Source organism: Micromonospora sp. NPDC005194 (assembly GCF_040608335.1).
Lineage (GTDB): Bacteria > Actinomycetota > Actinomycetes > Mycobacteriales > Micromonosporaceae > Micromonospora.
In genome coordinates this window covers 111018-135362 of the sequence record NZ_JBEXIA010000011.1, presented here as the reverse complement: position 1 = coordinate 135362, position 24345 = coordinate 111018, and the positions used below count along the sequence as shown (strand labels likewise).

Here is a 24345-nt window from a genome sequence, read left to right as displayed (position 1 = left end):
CATGCCCGACCCCCCGGACCTCGACGCCCTGGCCCGCCGCGCCGCGCAGGGCGACCCGGCGGCGCTGGACGCCCTGCTGGTCGCGGTGCGTCCGGAGGTGCTGCGGCTGTGCGCCCGATTCCTGCCCAACCGCCAGGACGCCGAGGAAGCCTGCCAGGACACGCTCCTGGCGCTGGCCGGCGGCGTCGACCGATTCGAGGGTCGCTCCTCGTTTCGCACCTGGCTGCACCCGCTGGCCGCCAACCGGGCCCGCTCCACGTACCGCACGCTGCGACGCCGCTGTCGACTGGAGGCCGGCGGCGTTCCGGTGCCCGACCAGGCCGATCCCCGACGGACCAGCGTGGTCGCGGGCACCCGCCTCGATCTGCTCGACGCGTTCGACTCGGTCCACCCCGACCACGCCGAGGTGGTGGCCCTGCGCGACGTCCTCGGGCTGAGCTACCCCGAGATCGCCGCCCTGCTCGACGTGCCGGTGGGCACTGTGAAGTCCCGGTTGCACCTGGCCCGGCGGCAGGTCCGGCAACGGCTCGGCGCCGGATGAGCCCGGCGTCGTCCCGCCGGCTCGTCGTCGTCCTCGCGGCCACCGTGGGGGTCGCCGCATGTCGGAGCGGCCGAAACGGGGCTTGGGCAAACACGATGATGTCGTAGTGGACAATAGTGTGTGCCACACAGTATGGTGTGACACATGGTTAGCGAGGATGTTCTACGGACGCACCTGCAGGAGCTGCGTCGAGGCACCGTCGTGGTGGCCAGCCTGGTCGCGCTCCGCCGACCGGACTACGGCTACGCACTGCTGCAACGGCTCACCGACCACGGCTTTCCGGTCGACGCCAACACGCTCTACCCGCTGCTGCGCCGCCTGGAGGACCAGGGCCTGCTCACCAGCGAGTGGAACACCGAGGAGAGCCGGCCGCGCAAGTTCTACCGGACCAGCGACGAGGGCGAGTCGATGCTGAGCCGGCTCCTGGACGACCTCGCCGCCGTACAGACCTCCATCACCGGGCTGATCCAAGGAGTGGACCGATGAACACCCTGACCGACCGCTACCTGGCCGCCACCCTGCGCTCGGTGCCCGCCCAGCGGCGCGACGAGATCGCGACCGAGCTGCGCGCCTCGATCGAGGACATGATCGAGGACCGGACGGGGGGCGGCGAGGACGCGGCGGCCGCCGAGCGGGAGGTGCTCACCGAGCTGGGCAACCCCGACCGGCTGGCCGCCCGCTACGCCGACCGCCGACTCCAGCTCCTCGGCCCCACCTACTACCTGGTCTGGTTGCGGCTGCTGAAGCTGCTGCTCAGCTTCATCCCGGCGCTCGCCGGCACGGTGGTCACGGTCGTCAACGTGGTCGAGGGCAAGGGCTTCGGCGCCATCGGGCCGGGCCTCGTCGTCGCCCTGCACGTGGCCGTGCACATCAGCTTCTGGCTCACGCTGACCTTCGTCCTCATCGAGCGGTCCCAGCCCACCGCCGACCTGCCCGACTGGACCGTCGACGAGCTGCCCGACGTCCCCGCGCACCGCGACGTCTCCCTCGTCGACACCATCGCGGCGGTGGCCATGCTGGTGCTGACCATCGGCTACCTGCCCTTGCAGCACTACCAGTCGTGGGTGCGTGCCAGCGACGGCGACAACATCCCCGTCCTCGACCCGGCGCTCTGGTCGTTCTGGCTGCCGGCGCTGATGGTCGTCCTGCTCGCCATCGCGGTGTTCGAGGTCGTCAAGTACCGGATCGGGCGCTGGAGCTGGCCGCTGTTCGGGGTGAAGGCGCTGCTCAACCTGGCGTTCACGGTGCCGCTGGCCGGGCTGGCGCTCTCCGACGCGCTGCTCAACCCGGCTCTGGGCGAGCGGCTGAGCTGGCTGGCGGACGCGGACAACCGCAGCCTCCTCAACGCCCTCATCGCGCTGGGCGTCGCCGTGGTGCTGGTGTGGGACCTCGTCGACACGGCCCTCAAGAGCCGTCGCCAGACGACCTGAGCGACAGCGGAGACGGCGGCCCGGCGCGGACACCGCGTCGGGCCGCCGCACGTCGGCGCGCTGTCCCCGCCGGGCCGTCCGGATAGCGGACGCGGCTGACGACGTGGCATCGTTCCCGGATGACCGAGGCACAGCGCGACGAGTGGCGCCGTCCGGGCCCGACGGCGGAGCAGCGGCGGATCGACCTGTGGATCGGGCTCGCGGTGACCGGGCTGGCGCTGGTCAGCCTCACCCTGGCCCGCAGCACCGGGGCGTTCCTGCTGGGGCCACCGCCGTCCGGGCCGGAGCAGCTGTTCTGGACCGTCGCGGTGACGCTTCCGCTGGTCGGGCGGCGGCGCTGGCCGGCAGCCACCCTGCTGGTCGTCGCGGTGGCGTTCATCGCCGCGCAGGCCCGGTCGGCGCCGGAGACCCAGTTCTCCGCGTGGGCCCTGTTCTGCGCCCTCTACACGATGGGCGCCTGGGGACCGGACCATCAGGTGGCCCGCCGGCTGCGGATCGGCGTGATCGCCACGATGTTCGCCTGGCTGGGCGTCTACTACGCGGTGACGATCGACCACATCCCGCCCGGCGCCTTCGACGACGCGGTCGGCCCGGTGCCGCCGGTGCTCGCCGCGATGGTCAGCGGCGTCCTGGTCAACGTGCTGGTCTTCGGGTTCGCGTACTTCTTCGGCGAGACCGCCTGGGTGGCCGCGCGGCGCGAGCACGAGCTGCGCGAACAGGCCGAGGAGCTGCGCCGGTCCCAGGCCGAGGGCCGGGAGCGGGCGGTGCTCGGCGAACGGGTCCGGATCGCCCGGGAGCTGCACGACGTCGTCGCCCACCACGTGTCGGTGATGGGGGTGCAGGCGTCCGCCTGCCGCCGGGTGTTCGACCGCGACCCGGGCAAGGCCCGCACGGCACTCGCCGCCATCGAGCAGAGCGCCCGCACCGCCGTCGACGAGCTGCGCCGGATGCTCGGCGTGCTGCGCGCCTCCGGCGACAGCGACGTCGAGCGGCCCGCGCCCGGCGACGTCGAGCGCATCGGTGAGCTGGTCGAGCGGGCGCGGGCCGCGGGCCTGAGGGCCACCCTCGGGGTGTACGGCGAGCCCGTCGCACTGCCCGAGTCGGTCTCGCAGGCTGCCTACCGGGTGACGCAGGAGGCGGTGACCAACACCCTGAAGCACGCCGGGGCGGATCTGCTGGATGTGCGGGTCCGCTATCTGGCCCGGGAGGTGGAGGTCGACGTGACCGACGACGGACGGACCGGCGGCCGGGCCGATGCCGCCGGGCTCGGCCTGATCGGGATGCGCGAGCGGGTCACCGCGCACGACGGCGAGCTGGAGGCCGGGCCCCGGGCCGGCGGGGGTTGGCGGGTCCGTGCCCGCTTCCCGCTCGCGGACCCGGCGATCGGCCGGCAGCGCGAAACCGGAGACGGACGGTCGTTGACGGCCGGGGCGGGGCGGTCGTCGTGAGCACCGCACCGATCACCCCGATCCGGGTGCTGCTCGCCGACGACCAGCATCTCGTGCGCACCGGCTTTCGGATCATCCTGGAGGTGGAGGACGACATCACGGTGGTCGGTGAGGCCGCCGACGGCGCGCGGGCCGTCACCATGGCCCGCGCCACGCGCCCGGACGTGGTGCTGATGGACGTGGAGATGCCCGGCATGGACGGGCTGGAGGCCACCCGGCGGATCACCGACGACGGGCCCGACGCACCGGCGGTGCTGATCCTCACCACCTTCGACCGCGACGACTATCTCTTCACCGCGCTGCGGGCCGGGGCCAGCGGTTTCCTGCTCAAGAACGGCACACCCGAGGAGCTGATCGAGGCGATCCGGGTGCTGGCCCGCGGCGACGGTCTGCTCGCCCCGGAGATCACCCGCCGGGTGATCTCCACGTTCGCCCGTCCCGGTGATCCGGCGGGCACCGCGCACCGGGGGGCCGAGGCCGCGCTGGGCGAGCTGACCCCACGGGAACGGGAGGTGCTGGTGCTGCTCGCCGCCGGCTCGAGCAACGCCGAGATCGCTGCGACGATGTGCCTCGGCGAGGCGACGGTGAAGACGCACGTGAGTCGGGTGCTGGCGAAACTGGGCCTGCGCGACCGGGTCCAGGCGGTGGTGTTCGCGTACGAGAACGGGGTGGTCCGCCCCGGCGGATGACCGGTGTCCGTCGCTCGGCGGACCCCTCGGCTCAGCCCCCGGAGGGATGGCGGGCCGACGGGTTCGATCTAGCGTGGACGCGTGACGAGAACGCTCCAACTCGACGGCGTCGACCGCAGTTTCGGCGACCGGCAGGTGCTCAAGAACGTGTCCTTCGAGGTGGCCGCCGGCCGGATGACCGGCTTCGTCGGCGCCAACGGCGCCGGCAAGACCACCACCATGCGGATCATCCTGGGTGTGCTCGCCCCCGACGCCGGGGAGGTGAGCTGGGGCGGCGCGAAGCTCACCCGGCAGGACCGCCGCCGCTTCGGCTACATGCCGGAGGAACGGGGCCTGTACCCCAAGATGACCACGCGGGAGCAGGTCGCCTATCTGGGCCGGTTGCACGGCCTGGACGCCCCCGCCGCCCGCCGCGCCACGGACGCTCTGCTGGAGCGGGTCGGGCTGGGTGAGCGCGGCGACGACCTGCTGGAGACGCTGTCGCTGGGCAACCAGCAGCGGGCCCAGATCGCCGCCGCGCTGGTGCACGACCCCGAGGTGCTGGTGCTCGACGAGCCGTTCTCCGGTCTCGACCCCCTCGCCGTCGACACGGTCGTCGCCGTGTTGCGCGAACGCGCCGCCGCCGGAGTGCCGGTGCTGTTCTCCAGCCACCAACTCGACGTGGTGGAGCGCCTCTGCGACGACCTGGTGATCATCAATGACGGGGTGATCCGGGCCGCCGGAAGCCGTACGCGGCTGCGCGACTCGTACACCTCGCCCCGCTTTGAGCTGGTGGTGGCGACCGACGCCGGCTGGGTCCGCGACCAGCCCGGGGTCACCCTGGTCGAGCTGGACGGCGCGCGGGCGGTCTTCGACCTGCCGGTCGGCGCCGACGAGCAGCCCATCCTGCACGCGGCCCTCGCCCGCGGCCCGGTCCGCGCCTTCCGCCCGGTCAGCCCCTCGCTCACCGAGATCTTCCGAGAGGTCATCCAGTGAACGTCACCCAGGCCACCCGGCTGGTCGCCGAACGCGAGATCCGGGTCAAGCTCCGCGATCGCACCTTCCTGTTCGGCACGCTGTTCTTCCTGGTGATCGCCGCCGCCGGCACCATCCTGCCGCCGTTGCTCTCCGGCGGCCCGAAGAGCGTGGCCGTCACCCAGGACGCGGCCGGCCCGCTGCGCGCCGCCGGGCTCGACGTCCGGGTGGTAGCCGACGACCGGGCCGCCGAGCAGGCCGTCCGCGACGGGGACGTGGACGCCGCGGTCGTCAGCGGTCCGGCGGTGCTCGCCATGGACGACGCACCTCACGAGGTGGTCCGGGCGCTGAGCATCGCGCCGCCGGTGCGCCTCCTCGACCCCGACGCGGTCGACCCGGTGGTGGCGTTCCTGGTGCCGTTCGTGTTCGCGTTCGTCTTCTTCATCACCTCGCAGACCTTCGGCCTGCAGATCGCGCAGAGCGTCACCGAGGAGAAGCAGACCCGGATCGTGGAGATCCTGGTGGCGGCCGTGCCGGTACGGGCGCTGCTGGCCGGCAAGGTGATCGCCGGGGGCATCCTGGCGCTCGGGCAGATCGCGCTGATCGGTCTCGTGGCCGTCCTCGGCATGCGGATCGGCGACAGCGGGGACCTGCTCACCCTGCTCGCTCCGGCGATCGGCTGGTTCGTGCCGTTCTTCCTGCTCGGCTTCGTGCTGCTGGCCGCGATGTGGGCGGCGGCCGGCGCCCTGGTCAACCGCCAGGAGGACATCGCCGGTGTGTCGACACCGGTGCAGCTCGCCGTCATGCTGCCGTTCTTCGCGGTGATCTTCCTGAACGACAACGCGACCGCGATGCGGGTGCTGTCGTACCTGCCGTTCTCGTCGCCCACGGCGATGCCGCTGCGGCTGTTCACCGGCGACGCGGCCGGCTGGGAGCCGATCGTGTCGCTGGCCGTCCTGCTGGTCGCCGCCGGCGCCTTCGTGGTCGCCGGGGCCCGCGTCTACGAGGGTTCGCTGCTCCGCACCAACGGCCGGACCTCGCTGCGCGCTGCTTGGCGGGAGCGCGAGAGCATCGGCTGACCGGCGACGGCCCCCGCGGGCGTCGGTGTCCTGAGCGGACACCGGCGCCCGTCGCGTACACCGGCCACCCGACCAGGTGTTTCTCGTCGATCCGGTGCCGCAGTGCTGACCGACCACACGGCCGGCGCGGCTCACACGGCAGTCGCCCGTGGTCAGCGGGTGGGCACCGAGGCCCAGCCGGCCGGCAACCGGGGCGCCGACCAGGCCGGATCGGGTTGCCACCGCGCCCACGCCGGATCCCACCACCGCTGACCCGCGTCGAGCAGGGCGGCGATCCGGTCGCCCTCGCCGCGGATCGCGTCCGCCATGCCCGGGTAGCGCCCCTCGACGAGGCGCTGCGCGAACATCTCGACGTCCTTCCAGACGTACCGGTCGTCGTCCGCGCCCCACCACAGGTCCAGCTCGTGGTCGAGAGTGTCCACCCCGATCGGGGTACGCCGCAGCGGATCCTGCAGGTTGAAGTACCAGCCCGCGAAGTCGCGCTGCGGGCCCGTCCAGAACACGTCCACCGAGTGCGCCTCGCCCGGCCGGTGCAGCATCAGCTTGCCGTGCCCCGACCAGGAGCGGTGGCCGGCCGTCTCCCACGGGTGCCGGCCACAGGGGAAGACGCCGTCGGTCGGGAAGCCGAACTCCGCCCCCGGCGGGAGGTAGAGGGCGAGCAGGTCGGGCGAGTCCTCGACGCAGATCGTCGGGCAGCCGAACCAGACCTCGCCCCGCAGGATCTCCCGCCGGACGACCACCTCACCCGGCGCGAATCGGCGTTCCACCATCTCCCCCGGAACCTCCTCGTTCGCTCCCCGAGGAAGGAAGCCTACGGCCGCCGCTCCCCTAGACGAATAGGTCCTAACTCGAGACGGGGCTGGGGTTGCGGCGAAGGGCGCTGGTCATCCGCTTTGGCTGCCCGCCGTGTCGGACTGCTGTTGAGCGGTATACCTCAGAGGTATGAATATGACTCTGAGGTATACCGCTTACGACCGCATCCGCCCCGACGGAGGTGACCGAGGGTCACCGCTGGCCGCGCCCACCGCCCCAGCCAAGATTAGGCCTTGGCGTGCGTCACGAACGCGGCCCAGGCCGCCGGGGAGAAGGTGAGCGCCGGCCCTTCGACGTCCTTGCTGTCCCGGATGGCCACGACATCGGGAAGGTTGTCCGCGACCTCCACGCAGTTGCCCTCATTGCCACTACGTGTGCTCGTGCGCCAGCGGGCACCGGTCAGATCACTCATCGTAGGTCTCCTTGATCACTGTGCTCACCAGATCCTCCGAGGCGCGCTCGGGCAGGGCAAGATCCCAAAGCGCCTGCCAGACCTCAGAGTACGTCTGGACCTCCGCCGGACGATCGAGGTAGAGGCCACCGGTCAGCGACTCGCTGTAGACCGTGCTGGGCTCCGCCGGCCGGGTGCCGACTGCCGGAAAATCGAGCAAGACGAAGGCTCCGGCAACGGATGCCCGGTGCGGTCCGATCCCCAGCGGCAGCACCCGGACGGCGATGTTCGGCGCTTGAGCGGCGTTGACCAGGTGAGCGAGTTGCATCCGCCAGCCCTCGATGTCATCGATGGGTCGGCGGACCACGGCTTCGTCGATCACGACATCAAGACGCGGGGCCGCAGGACTGCGCCTGGTCAACAGCTTCTGTCGCTGCATCCGTAGGGCGACCTTCTGCGCCACCTCCTGCGGGGTACGCCCGGGTTTGGTCTCGAACACCGCGGCCATGTACTCCGGGGTCTGGAGGAGTCCGGGAATGAGGGTCGGCTCGTACTGGCGGATGGAAGAGGAGGCGGCCTCCAGTCCCACGTACAACTCGAACCAGCCCGGGATCACCTCGTCATAGGCGTGCCACCACCCCCGGGACTTGCTCTCCCGGGCAAGACTGACCAACACCTCGGTCAGTTCGGCAGACGTGCCGTAGAGCTGACACATCAACACCACGTCATGAGTACGCAGCGCAGTCTGGCCACTCTCCAACCGGTACATCTTGGCGCGGGACCATTCGAGGTCATTGGCGGCAGCCTCAAGGTTGATTCCGGCTTCCTCACGTGCCTGGCGCAGAAGCCGCCCGAGTTGCCGCCGTGGGACTGACGAACCGACCTCACTCATTCGGCCTCCGGTCTCACCTCTCGTGGCCTGTCTGTCTCATCTGGAACAGCATGGCCGGCCAAACGAGAAGCCGTCAATCTCGAAGCGCGGTTTTCGGTGTGAGACGTTGCAGATCGTTGGCCGGCAACGGAATCCTGCCTGCTAGATGCCCTACTCGCATTGACTTCGGGAGGCAGGCCGTGTGCCGTTGGAAGTGGTTTCACCGACCGGATGAGCCAGTCGACGTGGTGGAGCGGACCCGGTTCCCGGGCCGGGCTGGCGCCTACCGGCGCACCACGCCGCTCGCGTCGAGCGAGGAGAAGAGCGCGGCGTCGCCCCAGCGAGGTGATCGCCATGATGGGTGAGGAGCCCCGACCCGAGCCGCCGTTCCTCGTGACGATGGCGAGCTACGTGATCGACTTTCATCATCGCAACGTCTGCACCAGGTGCGGCCCGGATGGTTCGTGTCCCCGGCTGGTCGAGGCAAGTGATCATCTCAAGGCGTGGCGCGACCGGAAATCCGGCGGCCGTGCGGGCGGGTGACCTCTTTCAGGTCACCCGCGCGGCGAGTATCCAGTTCAGCCGGCCGATCCTGTTCCGCGTCATCCGCGTTCTCGACTGGCCAACCTATGACGGGTGGATCTGGCTCGACGGCTACGAGGTGGGGCCGAGACTGGACGCGATCGCCCGACGGTCGATCGTCGTGCGGCCTGCCGGGCTGCTGCCGGTGGCACCCGTCATCCCGAGCCGATCAAGGGGGCGCTGACACACGTCAGGTCGCCGATGTGGGGGCAACCGCTCGCGCGGACACCCCCACATCGGCGACCTGGTGTGGATCACGCCGGGCAGGCCGGACGGGCCGGACCTCAGGCGTCGACGGCCGCCATCACGTCGTCGCTGACGTCGAAGTTCGCGTAGACGTTCTGCACGTCGTCGCAGTCCTCCAGGACGTCGATCAGCTTGAAGATCTTGCGGGCGCCCTCTTCGTCGAGCGGGACGTTCATGCTGGGGATCAGGGAGGACTCGGCCGACTCGTACTCGATGCCGGCGTCCTGCAGCGCGGTGCGCACCGGAATCAGGTCGGTCGGCTCGGAGACCACCTCGAACGCCTCACCGAGGTCGTTGACCTCCTCGGCGCCGGCGTCGAGGACGGCCATCATCACGTCGTCCTCGCTGGTGCCCTCCTTGGGCACGATCACCACGCCCTTGCGGGAGAACATGTACGACACCGAGCCGGCGTCGGCGAGCGAGCCGCCGTTGCGGGTGAGCGCGGTGCGCACCTCGGTCGCCGCCCGGTTGCGGTTGTCGGTGAGGCACTCGATCAGCATCGCCACGCCGTTCGGGCCGTACCCCTCGTACATGATGGTCTGCCAGTCGGCGCCGCCGGCCTCCAGGCCGGAGCCGCGCTTGACGGCGCGGTCGATGTTGTCGTTCGGCACCGAGCTCTTCTTCGCCTTCTGGATCGCGTCGAAGAGCGTCGGGTTACCGGACGGGTCGCCGCCACCGGTCCGCGCGGCCACCTCGACGTTCTTGATCAGCTTGGCGAACATCTTGCCGCGCTTGGCGTCGATGACGGCCTTCTTGTGCTTGGTCGTCGCCCACTTTGAGTGGCCGGACATCTTCTACCTCCGTCTGTCATTGCACGCCTGCGTCGACTGCCGCACCGATTCCGCGCCGCATCGGCGATCCGGCGGCCGGTCGGCCCCGCGGGAAGTGCCGCGCCGGGCGACGGCCCTGCCGAACCGCGACAATCTTACCGAGGTCCCACCCCGCCATGTCACACCCGGGACCGGCCCGGGGCGGCGGCACGGCGCCGGGGCCTGCCCAGACCAACGATCCGGGGGCGGGATTCATGCCCGCCACCGCGCTTCCGCCGCTCAGGCGGCGCGCACCAGCTCCACGAAGTACGCGTGTACGCGCAGGTCACCCGTCAGCTCAGGGTGGAACGAGGTGGCCAGCAGGTTGCCCTGCCGCACCGCCACGATCCGCTCGGCGGCCGGGCCGCCGGTCACCTTCCCGATCACCTGGACGGCCGCGCCGACGCGCTCGACCCACGGCGCGCGGATGAACACCGCGTGGAACGGCTCCCCCGGCACGCCGGCGACCTCCACCGGCGCCTCGAACGAGTCGACCTGCCGGCCGAACGCGTTACGCCGTACCGTCATGTCGATCCCGGCGAAGCCGCGCTGGTCGGCCCGACCGTCCAGCACCTCGGTGGCCAGCATGATCATGCCGGCGCAGGAGCCGTAGACCGGCATGCCGTCGGCGATCCGCTTGTCGATCGGCTCACGCATCTCGAAGATGTCGGCGAGCTTGCTGATGGTGGTGGACTCGCCCCCCGGGATCACCAGCCCGTCGACCGCGTCCAGCTCGCTCGGGCGGCGGACCGGGCGGGCGTCCGCGCCCGCCGCGGCCAGCGCCGCCACGTGCTCCCGGACGTCGCCCTGGAGCGCGAGCACACCGATGGTGGGTCGGTTCATCCTCACCAACCGCGCTCGGCCAGGCGGTGCGGCTGCGGGATCTCGTCGACGTTGATGCCGACCATCGCCTCACCCAGACCCCGGGAGACCTTCGCCAGCACATCCGGGTCGTCGTGGAAGGTGGTGGCCTTGACGATCGCGGCGGCCCGCTGAGCCGGGTTGCCGGCCTTGAAGATGCCGGAGCCGACGAAGACGCCCTCCGCGCCGAGCTGCATCATCATCGCCGCGTCGGCCGGCGTGGCGATCCCGCCGGCGGTGAACAGCACCACCGGCAGCTTGCCGCTCTCGGCGACCTCCTTGACCAGCTCGTACGGGGCCTGCAGCTCCTTGGCCGCGACGTACAGCTCGTCGGCCGGCAGCGAGGACAGCCGGCGGATCTCCTGGCGGATCTTGCGCATGTGGGTGGTGGCGTTGGAGACGTCACCGGTGCCGGCCTCGCCCTTGGAGCGGATCATGGCCGCGCCCTCGGTGATCCGGCGCAGCGCCTCGCCCAGGTTGGTCGCGCCACAGACGAAGGGCACGGTGAACGCCCACTTGTCGATGTGGTTCGCGTAGTCGGCCGGGGTCAGCACCTCGGACTCGTCGACGTAGTCGACGCCGAGCGACTGGAGGATCTGCGCCTCCACGAAGTGACCGATGCGGGCCTTGGCCATCACCGGGATGGACACCGCCTCGATGATCCCGTCGATCATGTCGGGGTCGCTCATCCGGGACACCCCGCCCTGCGCGCGGATGTCGGCGGGCACCCGCTCCAGGGCCATCACCGCGACCGCGCCGGCGTCCTCGGCGATCTTGGCCTGCTCGGCGTTGACGACGTCCATGATCACGCCGCCCTTGAGCATCTCGGCCATGCCCCGCTTCACGCGGGCCGTGCCGACGACGGGGGCGGTGCCGGTGGTCGAGGCGGTGTTTTCGGGCACGGGTCATCGCTCCTTGGACGTGCGGTGGGGGTGGCAGCGAAAATGCTACGCACTGGTCAACGCCGCGCCGACAGCCAATCAGACCCCCGGTGGCCTGCACTGTGGCCCTGCTCACCGCCGCGCCGGCCCGCCCCGGTCAGCCTCCGCCCGCCCCGATCAGCCGGCCGGAACGTCGGCCGGCACGACGAGCGTCGGGTCGTCGATGTCGAAGTAGCGCGGCCACTCCCGGCCCCGCCCCATCCGAAACAACCGCACCAGCGGACGACTGCGCGCCGACCGGGCGTCGCGAACCAGGTCGGTGTGCACCTGCCGGGACAACGCGAGACGGCGGCTCGCCGCGATGACCGCCGTGCAGTCCGGATCGGCCGGGTCCAGCCGCACCGAGCGCAACTGCCGGGTCAGGTCGTTCTCAGCCGCCTCCCGCTCCTGCGGCGGAGCGTCCAGCGCGATCCGGGCCGCCGCGTACAACTCGACGCCGAAACGCCGCTCCGCCAGCACCGCCGCGGCCGCCGCCCGGCGCAGCAGGTGGGCGTCGAGGGCCCGCGCCGCCAGCTCCGCGCGGCCCTGCAGCCGCTCGACCCGGCCGGCGGTCCAGATGAGGTACGCCGCAAGCACCCCCACGAGCACACTCGCGGCCACCACCCACCACATGTGCGGCATCGTAGTGCTGCTCCGTTTCTCCTCCGTTGCGCACGCCCGCGCCGGTCACCGGCGTCACCAGCCGCACCATCCGTCACCCGGGTCAGCCCAGCCCCACCCATTCCTGGTCGATGACCCGCCCGTCGGTCGCCTCGATCGCCGCTGCGTATACCTCAAGAACACGCCGAGCAACCACCGGCCAGTCGAAATTCGCCACCACCTGATCGCCGCAGGCGCTCAGCGTGGCCCGCCCGGCCGGGTCGTCGAGCAGCTCGGACAGGGCGTCACGCAATCCCACCGCGTCTCCGGTCGGAAACAGCCGCCCCGCCCGCCCACCGTCGAGCACCCGGCGGAACGCGTCCAGGTCACTCGCGATCACCGTGGTGCCGGCGGCCAGCGCCTCGGTGAGGATCATCCCGAACGACTCGCCGCCGGTGTTCGGCGCCACGTACAGGTGCACGCTGCGCAGCATCCGGGCCTTGTCCGCCTCGGAGACCAGCCCGAGGAACGTCACCCGCTCCCGCAGCGCGGCCGGGAACTGGTCGTACAGGTCGTCCGGGTCACCCGGGCCGGCGACCAGCAGCCGCAACCCCGGTCGGGTCGCCGCCAGCGCCACGAAGGCGTCCCGCAGCACCGGGAAACCCTTGCGCGCCTCCGTGAACCGGCCCAGGAAACCCACCGTGCCGCCGGTGCCCGGCCCGCACTCCCCCGGCCAGCCTGGCAGCGGCTCGGCGTCGGCGAACTTCGCCACCGCCACCCCGTTGGGGATCTCCACCGCGCCGCCGTCCATGTGCTCGACCTGCACCTTGCGGGCCAGCGCGCTCACCGCGATCCGGGCGGTGATCCGCTCCAACACGATCTGCAGCACACCCTGCGCGGCGGCCAGCACCCGCGAACGGGTCATCGCCGTGTGGAACGTGGCCACCACCGGGCCGCGAGCGGAGAGCACCGCCAGCAGCGACAGGCTCAACGTCAGCGGCTCGTGCACGTGCAGCACGTCGAAGTCACCGTTGGTGAGCCAGCGCCGGACCCGCGCGGTCGAGACCGGGCCGAACGCGATCCGGGCCACCGACCCGTTGTACGGCAGCGGCACCGCCCGGCCGGCGGACACCACGTACTCCGGCAGCGGCGAATCCTCATCCGCCGGAGCGAGCACGCTGACCTCGTGACCGAGCACGATCAGCGCCTCGGCGAGATCCATGACGTGGTTCTGCACCCCGCCGGGGACGTCGAACGAGTACGGGCACACGATGCCGATCCGCATGCGTCAGCCCACCCCTTCAGCCCTGGCCGGGGGCTGACGAGGGCAGCGCCGTGCCCTCCCCCGCCCTCCTCTGGTCCAACCACATCCGCTGCAACATGTGCCAGTCTTCCGGATGCCGGGCGATACCCGCCGCCAGACCGTCGGCGATCAGCTGGGTCAGCGACCGGACCCGCTGGTCCAGAGGCCCCACCTCGGGCCCGGGCACCGGCAGCGGGCCGGCGAGCGAGGCGCACGCCACGTCCTGCTCGTACCACAACGAGGCCACGTACAGCGGCGCTCCGGTGTGCAGGGCGAGCAGCGCCGGCCCGGCCGGCATCCGGGTCTTCCCACCGAAGAAGTCCACCTCCACCCCCCGGGCGGAGAGGTCCCGGTCGGCCAGCAGCGGCACCACCGCGCCGGCGCGGACGCGGTCCAGCAGCACGTCGAACGCCGGACGCGGGCCACCGTGGGTGGGCAGGATCTCCATCCCGAGCTCAGCCCGGAAGGCCAGGAAACGCTCGTACACGCCCTCCGGCTTGAGCCGCTCCATGACTGTGGTGATCGGCCAACCGGTGGCCGCGACCCAGGCGCCCGCGGCATCCCAGTTGCCGGCGTGCGGCAGCGCCACCACCGCGCCCCGGCCGGCGGCCACGTCGGCGGCGAGCAACTCCGCGCCGTCGAGGCGGAACCCAGCCAGGATCTGCTCCCGGCTCAACGCGGGCAGCCGGAACGCCTCCATCCAGTACCGGGCGTACGAGCGCAGCCCGCGCTTGACGAGATCGTCCAGCTCCGCCTCGGGCAGCTCCGGGCCGACCACCCGGCGCAGGTTCGCGCGCAGTCGGGCCGTACCCCCGCCACCGCCGCGATGGGCGCGGTCCGCGCCCGCCTGGAACGCCGCCGCCACCAACGGCCGGGGAAGCGCGCGGACCAGCCGCCATCCGACGACGTAGCCCAGCTCGGTGAGGTTCACGCGGCCCGGCCGCCGGTCGTCCGACGCCGGGTCGCCGGCAGCCCGCTCACGCCTGGCCGTCCGGCTGGAGCTGCTGGGCCTGGCGGTAGACGTGCGCCACCCGCTGCCCCACCGTGAAGATCGAGATGGCGGCGAGCAGCCAGAGCGCGATCTCCAGGGCCGGCTTCACGCCGACGCCCGTGAGGATCCCGCCGACGCCGACGATCAGCAGCCGCTCGGTGCGCTCGGCGATGCCCACGTTGCAGGTCATGCCCAGCCCTTCGGCGCGCGCCTTCACGTAGGAGACGAGCCCGCCGGCGGCCAGGCACAGCAGCGCGGCGGCCACCCCGGAGTGGTCGCCCCGGGTGGCCAGCCAGTAGGCCACCGCGCCGAAGACGGCGCTGTCGGCGACCCGGTCCATGCTTGAGTCGAGGAACGCGCCGAAGCGGGTGGAGCCGCCGCTCATCCGGGCCATCGTCCCGTCGAGCAGGTCGGTGAGCGCGAACACGGTCACGATCAACGCGCCCGCGACCAGATGGCCGCGGGCACCGAAGCCGAGCGCGCCGATGAGCACACCAACGGTGCCCGCGACGGTGACGGCATTGGGAGTGACGCCCGCGCGCAGGAGGGCACGTGCGATCGGCTCGACGACGCGGGTCATCCCCGCGCGGGCCGACACTTGGAAGATCTTCGCCATGGCGGTCCCCACGATAACGGTCCGCCCAGGTCCGGCGATACGGCCGGTCCCTGCGACCCGCCCGGGGCAGGCTTGTGCCTGTACGGCAACGGGTGTGAGATCGAGCCGGGAGGTGAGCCAGCTCACCCGCCCGCCCGTTGAGTTCCCGCTGTGCAGCAGACCACCGGAGGATATCGCCGCGCACTCGCCCCGGGCCGCTTCCACCTCGCGCGGCGGTCGCCACCCACCACCGGCTGAGGGAGGTGCGCCCCATGGCGCAGAAAAATCAGGAAAAGGGGGCCACCGGCGGCACGCCGGTGGTGACCGACCCCGCGCGGGTACGCAACGTGGTGCTCGTCGGGCATTCCGGTGCGGGCAAGACGACGCTCGTCGAGGCGCTGCTCGCCGCGACCGGCACCATCGGCCGGGCCGGCAGCGTCGTCGACGGCACCACGGTCGGCGACCACGACCCGGCCGCCGTACGCCAGCAGCGCTCGGTGAGCCTGTCCTGCGCGCCCCTGCTGCACAACGGCATCAAGGTCAACCTGCTGGACACACCCGGGTACGCCGACTTCGTCGGCGAGCTGCGGGCCGGCCTGCGGGCCGCCGACGCCGCGCTGTTCGTCGTCTCGGCGGCCGGTGGGATGGACGCCGCCACGGTGGCGCTGTGGGAGGAGTGCGCCGCGGTCGACATGCCGCGCGCCGTCGCGGTGGCCCGACTGGACCAGCCCCGCGCCGACTTCGACGAGGCAGTGGCGCTCTGCCAGCGGGTCTTCGGCGACAACGTGATGCCCCTGTACCTGCCGATGCTCGGCGACGACGGGGTCTCCACCGAGGGCCTTCTCGGGCTGATCACCCGACGGGTCTTCGACTACTCCGCCGGGCTGCCCGCCGACGTGCGCGACCCGGACCCGGAGCACCAGCGGGCCATCGACGAGTCCCGCGACGAGTTGATCGAGGGGATCATCGCCGAGAGCGAGGACGAAACCCTCATGGACCGCTACCTCGACGGCGAGGAGATCAGCACCGAGGTGCTCATCGAGGACCTGGAGAAGGCCGTCGCGAGGGGCCACTTCTACCCGGTGGTGCCGGTCTGCGCCGAGACCGGCGTCGGTCTGGACACCCTGCTGGAGGTGCTGACCGCCGCGTTCCCGTCACCGCTGGAGCATGAGCTGCCGGCGGTCACCGGCGTGGACGGCTCGCCCCGCCCGCCGCTGACCTGCGACCCGGACGGCCCGCTCGTCGCCGAGGTCGTCAAGACCACCGTCGACCGCCACGTCGGTCGGGTCTCGCTGGTCCGGGTCTTCTCCGGCACGCTGCGCCCCGAACAGACCGTGCACATCTGCGGGCACGGCATGGCCGAGCGCGGGCACCCCGACCACGACGCCGACGAGCGGGTCGGGCACATCTACACCCCGCTGGGCGCGACCCTGCGCGAGGTGCCGCACTGCGTGGCCGGCGACATCTGCGCGATCACCAAGTCGGGCAGCGCGGAGACCGGCGACACCGTCTCGGCCAAGGACGACCCGCTGCTGATCGCGCCGTGGGAGATGCCGGAGCCGCTGCTGCCGGTGGCGATCGTCGCCCGCAGCCGCGCCGACGAAGACGCGCTGGCCCGCAACCTCGCCCGGCTGGTCGCCGGCGACCCCACCCTACGGCTGGAACGCAACCCGGAGACCCACCAGCTGGTGCTCTGGTGCATGGGCGAGGCGCACGCCGACGTCGTGCTGGACCGGCTGCGCGCCGGAGGCGTCGAGCTGGACACCGAACCGGTCAAGGTGTCGCTGCGCGAGACGCTGACCGTGCCGGCACGGGGGCACGGCCGGCACGTCAAGCAGTCCGGCGGCCACGGCCAGTACGCGGTCTGCGACATCGAGGTGGAGCCGCTGCCCCGCGGCGCCGGCTTCGAGTTCGTCGACCGGATCGTCGGCGGCGCGGTGCCGCACAACTACATCCCGTCAGTCGAGAAGGGCGTCCGCGCCCAGCTGGAACGCGGGCTGGTCGCCGGCCACCCGGTGGTGGACCTGCGGGTCACCCTCGTCGACGGCAAGGCGCACAGCGTCGACTCCTCCGACGCGGCCTTCCAGACCGCCGGCGCGCTCGCGCTGCGCGACGCCGCCGAGCGCGGCCAGCCGACGCTGCTGGAACCGATCGACGAGGTGATCGTCCGGGTGCCGGACGGCTCGGTGGGCGCGGTGATGGGCGACCTGTCCAGCCGGCGCGGCCGGGTGCTCGGCACCGAACCCGACGAGGACGCCGAGGGCCGTACCCTCGTGCGCGCCGAGGTGCCGGCCACCGAACTGCTCCGCTACGCCGTCGAGCTGCGCTCGATGACCGCCGGCACGGGCACCTTCCGCCGCCACTTCGTACGCCACGACCCGATGCCCACCCACCTGGCCGACCAGGCCCGCAAGGAACACACCCCGTAATCCTGCGTGCCCCCTGCGTATTCGCTGGCCCTGTCTGCCCGCTGGCCCTGGTGCCCGCGCGCCTGTCCCGGACGACTCCCCGTCGCGCGCGAGCCGTCGCGCGTGGGCGGGGCTGCGGCGCGGCCTACGTGTTCGCGTCCTGTCGAGCTGCCCCACATTCGGGGCGCCGCTGCCGGAGCGGACCACATCCGCACCGACGCTGCCCCAGATCTGGGGCAGCTCGACAGGACGCGACACCAGCACAGCACGCGGCGCCGCCATGGCACACGGCACCGCGCGGCACGCCACAGCACGGGACGGGACGGGACCGGCGTCGGAGAGGGCGTGCCCGCACTGCGCGCGGTGTGCGGGTCAGGGGTGGGTCGTGGGGTGGGTGGGGCGGGGCCAGTGTGGGCGATCGGCGTCGCGCAGCGCGGCGGTGCGCAGGGCGGCGAGTTGGCGTTCCACCTCGACGAACTGGTCCGGCGCCAGCGGCCCCCGGCGCAGCGCGGCGGCGTTCTCCTCGACCTGGGCGACCGTACGGCAGCCGGGGATCGGGATGGTGCGCCCGCTGCGTGCCCAGATCCAGCCCAGCGCGCCCTGGGCGAGGGTGCGCCCGTCGGCGGTCAGCGCGGCGCGGACCGCCCCGACCCGGCGCAGCCACTCCGGCGCGGGCCGGCCGCCGCGGAACCACTCCAGCCAGCCTGGCGCCAACCCGCGCACGTCGTCGCGGGGCAACGTCGACGTGGCCGTGTACTTGCCGGTGAGCAGGCCCATCCCCAGCGGCCCCTGGTTGACGCTGGCCAGGTCGTACTTGTCGCAGACGGCGAGCACCTCGGGGGCGTCGCGCAGCACTGACAGGGCGTGCTGCACGGCGGTGGCGCCGGAGGCGGCCTGTCCGAAGGCGGCGGCCCGGTCCGGGCGGTCGGTGCTCCACCCGTACGCGCGGATCAGGCCCTCGGCGACCAGGTCCTCGCAGACGCCGATCAGCGCCTCCGCGCGGGGCACCGGCAGGTCGGCCAGGTGCAGCTGGTAGAGGTCGATCCGGTCGGTGCCCAACCGGCGCAGCGACGCGGTCACGGCCCGCCGCAGGTACGCCGGTGACGCGTCCTCCCCGGTCGCCTGCCGGGTCGCCTCGTCGAACGTGTAGCCCCACTTGGTGGCGATCACGGCCTCGTCCCGGCGGCCGGCGAGGGCCCGCCCCAGCACCCGCTCGCCGTGCCCCGCGCCGTACGTGTCGGCGGTGTCGAAGAGTGTGATGCCCTCCTCGAGCGCGCGGCGTACCGCCCGCACGGACTCGTCGTCGTCGACCGCGCCCCAGCCCAGCGGCTGGCTGCCCTCCGCCCATGGACCGGCGATCGCCCAGCACCCCATGCCGAGGGCGCTGACCTCGATGCCGCTGCGCCCCAACATCCGTGTCGTCACTGCCATCGGCCGATCGTGCCACCTTCACCGGGCGGGGCGTAGCAACTCCGCACGCGGAAACGCGGTACGCGCGCGCCGGGGCCGTACGGCATGATCGACGCCATGCGACGGCTGGGCGTGGACATCGGCGGTGTGCTCATCGAGCCGGCCGACGACGACGCCGACACCTCCTTCTTCGGCGCGCACTACCTGCGGACGCCCATGGTCGACGGGGCATTCGACGCGCTCGGAGCGCTCGGGCCGGCGTTCGACGAGGTGCACCTCGTCTCCAAGTGCGGCGAGTCCACCGAGCGGCGGACCCGGGAGTGGCTGGCCCACCACGATCTCACGGCTCGCACCGGGATCCCCGTCGAGCGGGTGCACTTCTGCCGGACCCGGCCGGCCAAGGCGCCGATCGCCCGGCGGCTCGACCTGACCCACTTCGTCGACGACAGGCTGGAGGTGCTCGGCTACCTCGACTCGGTGCCGCACCGCTACCTGTTCCGGCCCCGCCGGGCGGAGGTCGCCGCGCACGCCGCGCTGCTGCCCCGCGTACACCCGGTAAGGAGCTGGGCGGAGCTTGCCGACCTGCTGCGCGCCGACTAGCCGGACCGGCGCGGTCCTCGCGGCGGCGAGGTCAGGCCCGGCGGGTCAGGACGGCCAGGCGCGGGCGAGCAGGTCGCGGGTGTCGCCGAGCAGCTGGGGCAGCACCTTGGTGCGGCCGATCACCGGCATGAAGTTCGCGTCGCCGCCCCAGCGCGGCACCACGTGCTGGTGCAGGTGGGCGGCGATGCCGGCGCCGGCCACCCCGCCCTGGTTCATGCCCAGGTTGAAGCCGTGCGCGTTGCTGACCTTGCGGATCACCCGCATCGCGGTCTGGGTGTACGAGGCGAGCTCGACCGTCTCCGGCTCGTCGAGGTCGGTGTAGTCGGCGACGTGCCGGTACGGGCAGACCAGCAGGTGCCCCGGGTTGTACGGGTAGAGGTTGAGCACCACGAAGACGCGCTCGCCGCGGGCGACCACCAGGCTCTCCTCGGAGGGCAGCCCGGGGGCCAGACAGAACGGGCAGCCGGTCGGCTTCTCGTAGCCCTCGGCCGGGCGGTCCTCGCCGGAGATGTAGGTCATCCGGTGCGGCGTCCAGAGCCGATCCAGGCCGTCCGCCATGCCGTCGCTGTCCGTGTGCCGCTCCGCCCCTGTCACGAGCCGATCCTACGGAGCCGCGTGGGCCAGCCGCGACACCCGTCACCGGGAAACTCCTTGCTGCAAGTTGTTGACGGATTGCCGCCGAGACCTGAAACTTCCATGCATTCAGGCACTTGAATAAATGAATGGAGAGCTTCATGATCCGACGACTCGGCAGGGTCATCGCGGCGCTCGCGCTGGCCGTCGCCACCACGGTGACCGGGGTCACCCTCACCGCCAGCGCGGCGCACGCGGACGGCTGCTACACCTGGGGGCGCACCCTGTCGCAGGGGATGTCCGGCGAGGACGTCCGGCAACTCCAGATCCGCGTCGCCGGCTACCCCGGCTACGGCGCCGTGCTCACCATCGACGGCGCCTACGGCCCCGCCACCCGGTCCGCGGTGATCCGCTTTCAGCAGGCGTACGGGTTGGGCGCGGACGGCGTCGCCGGCCCGCAGACCTTCAACCGGCTGTACGCCCTCCAGGACGACGACTGCACACCGGTCAACTTCAGCTACGCCGAGCTGAACAACTGCAACAGCACCTGGTCCGGCGGAGCGGTCGCGGCGAGCACCGCCCGCGCCAACGCGCTCGTCTCGATGTGGAAGCTCCAGGCCCTGCGGCACGCCCTCGGCGACGTGCCCATCGCGATCAGCAGCAGCTTCCGTAGCTACGCCTGCAACAGCGCGGTCGGCGGGGCCTCGAACAGCCGCCACCTGTACGGCGACGCGGTGGACCTGGTCGGCTCACCGTCGCTGTGCCGGCTGGCTCAGCAGGCCCGCAACCACGGCTTCGGACAGATCCTCGGCCCCGGCTACCCGGACCACAACGACCACACCCACGTCGCGGCGGTCGGCGGCTGGTCGGCACCCACCTGCGGCATCTGACCAGGCTGACGCCCGCTTCGGGCGGGATCGCGCCCGAACATGGAAGTAGTGGCCTCCCACGGCGGGGAGACCACTACTTCCTGGATCGAGCACGATCGCGACACGCGACACGCGACGCCGACGCCGGCTACTCCGGTGCGGCCGACGGGCCGACGTTCGTGCGGGAGGTCACCACGTCGAGGACGTGGGTGACCGCCTGGGCGATCGGCACACCGTTGCGCTGGGAGCCGTCGCGGTAGCGGAAGGACACCGTGCCGGCCGCCACGTCGTCGTCACCGGCGATCACCATGAACGGGATCTTCTGCTGCTGCGCCGTACGGATCTTCTTCTGCATCCGGTCGTCACCCGCGTCCACCTGGGCCCGGATGCCCTCGGCCCGCAGCGCCGCGACGAAGCCGTGCAGGTAGTCGGTGTGGTCCTCGCGGATCGGAATGCCCACCACCTGCACCGGGGCCAGCCAGGCCGGGAACGCGCCCGCGTAGTGCTCGGTGAGCACCCCGAAGAACCGTTCGATCGACCCGAACAGCGCCCGGTGGATCATCACGGGCCGCTGGCGGCTGCCGTCGGCGGCCTGGTACTCCAACCCGAACCGCTCCGGCTGGTTGAAGTCGACCTGGATGGTGGACATCTGCCAGGTCCGGCCAATCGCGTCGCGCGCCTGCACGGAGATCTTCGGCCCGTAGAACGCCGCGCCACCCGGATCGGGCACCAGCTCCAGACCCGAGGTCTCGGCGGCGGTCCGCAGCGCCTCGGTCGCCTCCGCCCAGTCCTCGTCGGCGCCGATGAACTTGGGCGAGTCGTCCCGGGTCGACAGCTCCAGGTAGAAGTCGTCCAGGCCGTAGTCGCGCAGCAGGTCCAGCACGAAGCTGAGCAGCGTGGACAGCTCGCCGGCCATCTGCTCGCGGGTGCAGTAAATGTGCGAGTCGTCCTGGGTCAGGCCACGGACCCGGGTCAGGCCGTGCACGACGCCGGACTTCTCGTACCGGTAGACCGTGCCGAACTCGAACATCCGCAGCGGCAGCTCACGGTACGACCGCCCCCGCGACCTGAAGATCAGGTTGTGCATCGGGCAGTTCATGGCCTTGAGGTAGTAGTCCGCGCCCTCCAGCTGCATGGGCGGGAACATCGTGTCCGCGTAGTACGGCAGGTGCCCGGAGGTGTGGAACAGCTGCGCCTTGGAGATGTGCGGGGTGTTGACGAACTCGTACCCCGCCTCCTCGTGCCGCCGCCGCGAGTAGTGCTCCATCTCGCGGCGGATGATGCCGCCCTTGGGGTGGAAGACCGCCAGGCCCGAGCCGATCTCGTCGGGGAAGCTGAACAGGTCGAGGTCCGCGCCGAGCTTGCGGTGGTCGCGCCGGGCGGCCTCCTCCAACAGCTTCAGGTACGCCTTGAGCTCGTCGCGGGTCGGCCACGCGGTGCCGTACACCCGCTGCAGTTGGGGGTTCTTCTCCGACCCGCGCCAGTACGCGGCGGCCGAGCGCATCAGCTTGAACGCGCCGATCAGTCGGGTGGTCGGCAGGTGCGGACCCCGGCACAGGTCCGACCAGCAGACCTTGTCCTCCTTGGCGTCGAGGTTGTCGTAGATGGTCAGCTCGCCGCCGCCGACCTCCATCACCTCGTCGGTGTCCAGGCCCTCGCCCTTGACCTCGATCAACTCCAGCTTGAACGGCTCGTCGGCCAGCTCGGCGCGCGCCTCGTCGAGGCTGCCGAAACGGCGGCGACGGAACCGCTGCCCGGACTTGACGATCTCCTGCATTCGCTTTTCGATCTTGCTGAGGTCATCGGGCTGGAACGGCTTGGCGACGTCGAAGTCGTAGTAGAAGCCGTTCTCGATGGGCGGGCCGATGCCCAGCTTGGCCTCGGGGAAGATGTCCTGCACGGCCTGGGCGAGCACGTGCGCGGTGGAGTGGCGCAGCACGGTGAGCCCGTCGGGCGAGTCCAGGCTGACCGGCTCGACGACGGTCTCCTCGGTCGGCGCCCAGTCCAGGTCGCGCAGCTGACCCTGCGGGTCGCGGACCACGACGATCGCCTTGGGGCCGTTCGCGGGCAGTCCGGCCGCGGCCACCGCGTCGGCCGCCGTCGTCCCGGCGGCGACGACGACAGGGTCGGCCACGGCGGGGGTACGGGGTGCGGACACGGTGACTCCTCCAAGCAGTACGAAACGATGCCGATCCTCGGCTCCTGCCGATGCTATCGGTCCACCCCCTCGCGGCCGGGAAGGGCACCTTCCTCGCGTCCGGCGTTGAACCTTTCGCGCCTGCCAGCCGAACTAGAAGGTGTGGCCGGAAACCGGAGCCGGTCACGTCGAGACGGATGGGGGCACGAGATGGCGAGCACGCACGGCGGAGGCCGCCCGCGGCGAATCGCGGCGGTGACCGCGCTGACCGCCGCGGGGCTGCTGCTCTGGCCCGGTACGGCGGCGCACGCCGCGGACGTGACGACCACCCCGACCGAGGCACGGCAGGGCGACGCCGTACGGCTGGAGTTCAGCGTGCCCGAGGAGCGGGCCGGCACGAAGACCACCCGGATCGAGGTCCGGTTGCCGGCCGACGCCCCGGTGGCCGAGGTCTACCCGATGTCGGTCGACGGCTGGGCGCCCAAGATCAGCTCCCGTACGCTGGACAAGCCGGTGGCCGGCATCCACTCCTCCGGAGTGAGCACCGTGACCACGGCGGTGACCTGGGTCCGCGTCGGCGCGGGCGCGTCCGGCCCGGCCCGGCTGGCCCTGTCCATGGGCCCGCTGCCGCAGGCGGAGCGGCTCACCTTCGAGGTCGTCCAGACGTACGCCGACGGCACGGTCGTCCGGTGGGCGGACGCCAGCGGCGCACACCGGGCCCCGGTGCTGACTCTGTTGCCGGCGGCGGCGGGTGCGGCCGGGCCGGTCGGGCACGGCGGGCACGGCGCCCCGGCGGCGGACGCGGGGAACGGTCCCGCCGCAGGGGCGCAGGGCGCCGACGGCGCTTCCGGCGGCGGTGACACGGCGGCGGGCGGCTCCGCAGAGGAATCCGGCAACGCCGACGCGATGCTCGCCGCCGGCTTGCTGGCCGGCCTGGGCGGCGGCGCGGCGATCGGCTGGCTGGTCAGCCGTATGCGGCGACGTGACCCGGCCGAGCGGGGAGCGCTGGCAGCGGTGACCGGCGCGGCGGAGACCGACACGGTGACGCCGGCGTCGCAGCCGGACGGCACGGACGCGCCCACGGATCCGGCGGCCGCCGCGGAGCTGGCCTCGGCGGCCACTCCTGCCCGCACCGGCTGAGGCAGCACCGGCCGCAGCGGCGGACGGGCGTCAGCTCATGGCCGGGCGGCGGCCGCAGCCCTTCGCGCGTCCTTTGCTCTGCTTC

Annotated in this window: 26 protein-coding genes; 13 read left to right on the top strand and 13 right to left on the bottom strand. The window is 72.1% G+C overall.

What is annotated here, in order from left to right:
* Position 1: 1 nt before the first annotated feature.
* The 7 genes from ABZU53_RS12445 to ABZU53_RS12415 all read left to right on the top strand — a co-directional run bounded on the left by ABZU53_RS12445 (position 2) and on the right by ABZU53_RS12415 (position 6141).
* Positions 2-541: an RNA polymerase sigma factor gene (locus ABZU53_RS12445; protein WP_355065699.1), complete on the top strand. Its 540-nt coding sequence runs from the start codon at positions 2-4 to the stop codon at positions 539-541.
* A 144-nt stretch (positions 542-685) separates the two neighbouring features.
* A complete protein-coding gene (locus ABZU53_RS12440; RefSeq protein WP_110564981.1) occupies positions 686-1027 on the top strand; it encodes a PadR family transcriptional regulator in 342 nt (113 codons plus the stop codon).
* On the top strand, positions 1024-1971 hold the full coding sequence (locus ABZU53_RS12435; RefSeq protein ID WP_355065697.1) for a permease prefix domain 1-containing protein: 948 nt from the start codon (positions 1024-1026) through the stop codon (positions 1969-1971). Before ABZU53_RS12440 ends, ABZU53_RS12435 begins: the two co-directional genes overlap by 4 nt.
* 119 nt (positions 1972-2090) lie before the next feature.
* Positions 2091-3419 carry a sensor histidine kinase gene (locus tag ABZU53_RS12430; protein ID WP_355065695.1) on the top strand — a complete coding sequence of 443 codons (1329 nt, stop codon included), beginning with the start codon at positions 2091-2093 and terminating at the stop codon, positions 3417-3419.
* Positions 3416-4108, top strand: a complete 693-nt coding sequence (locus ABZU53_RS12425; RefSeq protein WP_355065693.1) for a response regulator transcription factor — start codon at positions 3416-3418, stop codon at positions 4106-4108. The genes ABZU53_RS12430 and ABZU53_RS12425 overlap by 4 nt, the downstream gene beginning before the upstream one ends.
* 81 nt (positions 4109-4189) lie before the next feature.
* Complete coding sequence (locus ABZU53_RS12420) at positions 4190-5083, top strand: ATP-binding cassette domain-containing protein (RefSeq protein ID WP_355065691.1); 894 nt, start codon at positions 4190-4192, stop codon at positions 5081-5083.
* Complete coding sequence (locus ABZU53_RS12415; protein WP_355065689.1) at positions 5080-6141, top strand: ABC transporter permease; 1062 nt, start codon at positions 5080-5082, stop codon at positions 6139-6141. Before ABZU53_RS12420 ends, ABZU53_RS12415 begins: the two co-directional genes overlap by 4 nt.
* Before the next feature lie 152 nt (positions 6142-6293).
* Here the strand turns inward: ABZU53_RS12415 and ABZU53_RS12410 are convergent, their stop codons facing one another.
* The 3 genes from ABZU53_RS12410 to ABZU53_RS12400 form a co-directional block, all read right to left on the bottom strand.
* Entirely contained in the window at positions 6294-6911 is a 618-nt protein-coding gene (locus tag ABZU53_RS12410) for a DUF402 domain-containing protein (protein ID WP_354861815.1), read from the bottom strand.
* A gap of 269 nt (positions 6912-7180) precedes the next feature.
* Complete coding sequence (locus tag ABZU53_RS12405; RefSeq protein WP_354861814.1) at positions 7181-7366, bottom strand: DUF397 domain-containing protein; 186 nt, start codon at positions 7364-7366, stop codon at positions 7181-7183.
* A complete protein-coding gene (locus ABZU53_RS12400; RefSeq protein ID WP_354861812.1) occupies positions 7359-8237 on the bottom strand; it encodes a helix-turn-helix transcriptional regulator in 879 nt (292 codons plus the stop codon). The genes ABZU53_RS12405 and ABZU53_RS12400 overlap by 8 nt, the downstream gene beginning before the upstream one ends.
* Positions 8238-8570: 333 nt before the next feature.
* Between ABZU53_RS12400 and ABZU53_RS12395 the strand changes: the two genes are divergently transcribed.
* Entirely contained in the window at positions 8571-8759 is a 189-nt protein-coding gene (locus tag ABZU53_RS12395) for a hypothetical protein (RefSeq protein WP_354861810.1), read from the top strand.
* Entirely contained in the window at positions 8746-8982 is a 237-nt protein-coding gene (locus ABZU53_RS12390) for a hypothetical protein (RefSeq protein WP_355065687.1), read from the top strand. Before ABZU53_RS12395 ends, ABZU53_RS12390 begins: the two co-directional genes overlap by 14 nt.
* A 100-nt stretch (positions 8983-9082) precedes the next feature.
* Here ABZU53_RS12390 and ABZU53_RS12385 read toward each other — a convergent pair whose 3' ends face one another.
* The 7 genes from ABZU53_RS12385 to pgsA form a co-directional block, all read right to left on the bottom strand.
* On the bottom strand, positions 9083-9835 hold the full coding sequence (locus ABZU53_RS12385; RefSeq protein ID WP_139587604.1) for a YebC/PmpR family DNA-binding transcriptional regulator: 753 nt from the start codon (positions 9833-9835) through the stop codon (positions 9083-9085).
* A gap of 258 nt (positions 9836-10093) precedes the next feature.
* Entirely contained in the window at positions 10094-10696 is a 603-nt protein-coding gene (pdxT, locus tag ABZU53_RS12380) for a pyridoxal 5'-phosphate synthase glutaminase subunit PdxT (RefSeq protein WP_354861804.1), read from the bottom strand.
* Positions 10697-10698: 2 nt separating this feature from the next.
* Positions 10699-11616, bottom strand: coding sequence for a pyridoxal 5'-phosphate synthase lyase subunit PdxS (gene pdxS / locus ABZU53_RS12375; protein ID WP_355065685.1), 918 nt, complete (start codon positions 11614-11616; stop codon positions 10699-10701).
* Between the two features lie 156 nt (positions 11617-11772).
* Positions 11773-12276, bottom strand: coding sequence for a hypothetical protein (locus tag ABZU53_RS12370; RefSeq protein ID WP_355065683.1), 504 nt, complete (start codon positions 12274-12276; stop codon positions 11773-11775).
* 82 nt (positions 12277-12358) lie between these two features.
* On the bottom strand, positions 12359-13519 hold the full coding sequence (locus ABZU53_RS12365; protein WP_354861798.1) for a glycosyltransferase family 4 protein: 1161 nt from the start codon (positions 13517-13519) through the stop codon (positions 12359-12361).
* A gap of 16 nt (positions 13520-13535) precedes the next feature.
* Entirely contained in the window at positions 13536-14468 is a 933-nt protein-coding gene (locus ABZU53_RS12360; protein ID WP_355065681.1) for a phosphatidylinositol mannoside acyltransferase, read from the bottom strand.
* A 46-nt stretch (positions 14469-14514) separates the two neighbouring features.
* The gene (pgsA, locus tag ABZU53_RS12355) at positions 14515-15144 is read right to left on the bottom strand and encodes a phosphatidylinositol phosphate synthase (protein ID WP_354861795.1); all 630 of its coding nucleotides are present in this window, start codon (positions 15142-15144) and stop codon (positions 14515-14517) included.
* A 251-nt stretch (positions 15145-15395) separates the two neighbouring features.
* Between pgsA and ABZU53_RS12350 the strand changes: the two genes are divergently transcribed.
* Positions 15396-17552 (top strand): elongation factor G-like protein EF-G2, encoded by a 2157-nt coding sequence (locus ABZU53_RS12350; RefSeq protein ID WP_355065679.1) that lies wholly within the window; start codon positions 15396-15398, stop codon positions 17550-17552.
* Positions 17553-17903: 351 nt separating this feature from the next.
* On the opposite strand, the gene ABZU53_RS12345 is transcribed toward ABZU53_RS12350, so the two are convergent.
* Entirely contained in the window at positions 17904-18962 is a 1059-nt protein-coding gene (locus ABZU53_RS12345; protein ID WP_355065677.1) for an aldo/keto reductase, read from the bottom strand.
* Positions 18963-19058: 96 nt separating this feature from the next.
* Between ABZU53_RS12345 and ABZU53_RS12340 the strand changes: the two genes are divergently transcribed.
* A complete protein-coding gene (locus ABZU53_RS12340) occupies positions 19059-19541 on the top strand; it encodes a hypothetical protein (protein ID WP_355065675.1) in 483 nt (160 codons plus the stop codon).
* A 45-nt stretch (positions 19542-19586) separates the two neighbouring features.
* Here ABZU53_RS12340 and ABZU53_RS12335 read toward each other — a convergent pair whose 3' ends face one another.
* Complete coding sequence (locus ABZU53_RS12335; protein WP_354861989.1) at positions 19587-20099, bottom strand: HIT domain-containing protein; 513 nt, start codon at positions 20097-20099, stop codon at positions 19587-19589.
* Positions 20100-20275: 176 nt separating this feature from the next.
* Between ABZU53_RS12335 and ABZU53_RS12330 the strand changes: the two genes are divergently transcribed.
* Positions 20276-21004, top strand: coding sequence for a D-Ala-D-Ala carboxypeptidase family metallohydrolase (locus tag ABZU53_RS12330; protein WP_355065673.1), 729 nt, complete (start codon positions 20276-20278; stop codon positions 21002-21004).
* A 127-nt stretch (positions 21005-21131) separates the two neighbouring features.
* Here ABZU53_RS12330 and thrS read toward each other — a convergent pair whose 3' ends face one another.
* Complete coding sequence (thrS, locus tag ABZU53_RS12325) at positions 21132-23141, bottom strand: threonine--tRNA ligase (RefSeq protein WP_354861970.1); 2010 nt, start codon at positions 23139-23141, stop codon at positions 21132-21134.
* Positions 23142-23375: 234 nt separating this feature from the next.
* Between thrS and ABZU53_RS12320 the strand changes: the two genes are divergently transcribed.
* Positions 23376-24260, top strand: a complete 885-nt coding sequence (locus ABZU53_RS12320) for a DUF1775 domain-containing protein (protein ID WP_355065671.1) — start codon at positions 23376-23378, stop codon at positions 24258-24260.
* The last annotated feature ends 85 nt before the right edge of the window (positions 24261-24345 follow it).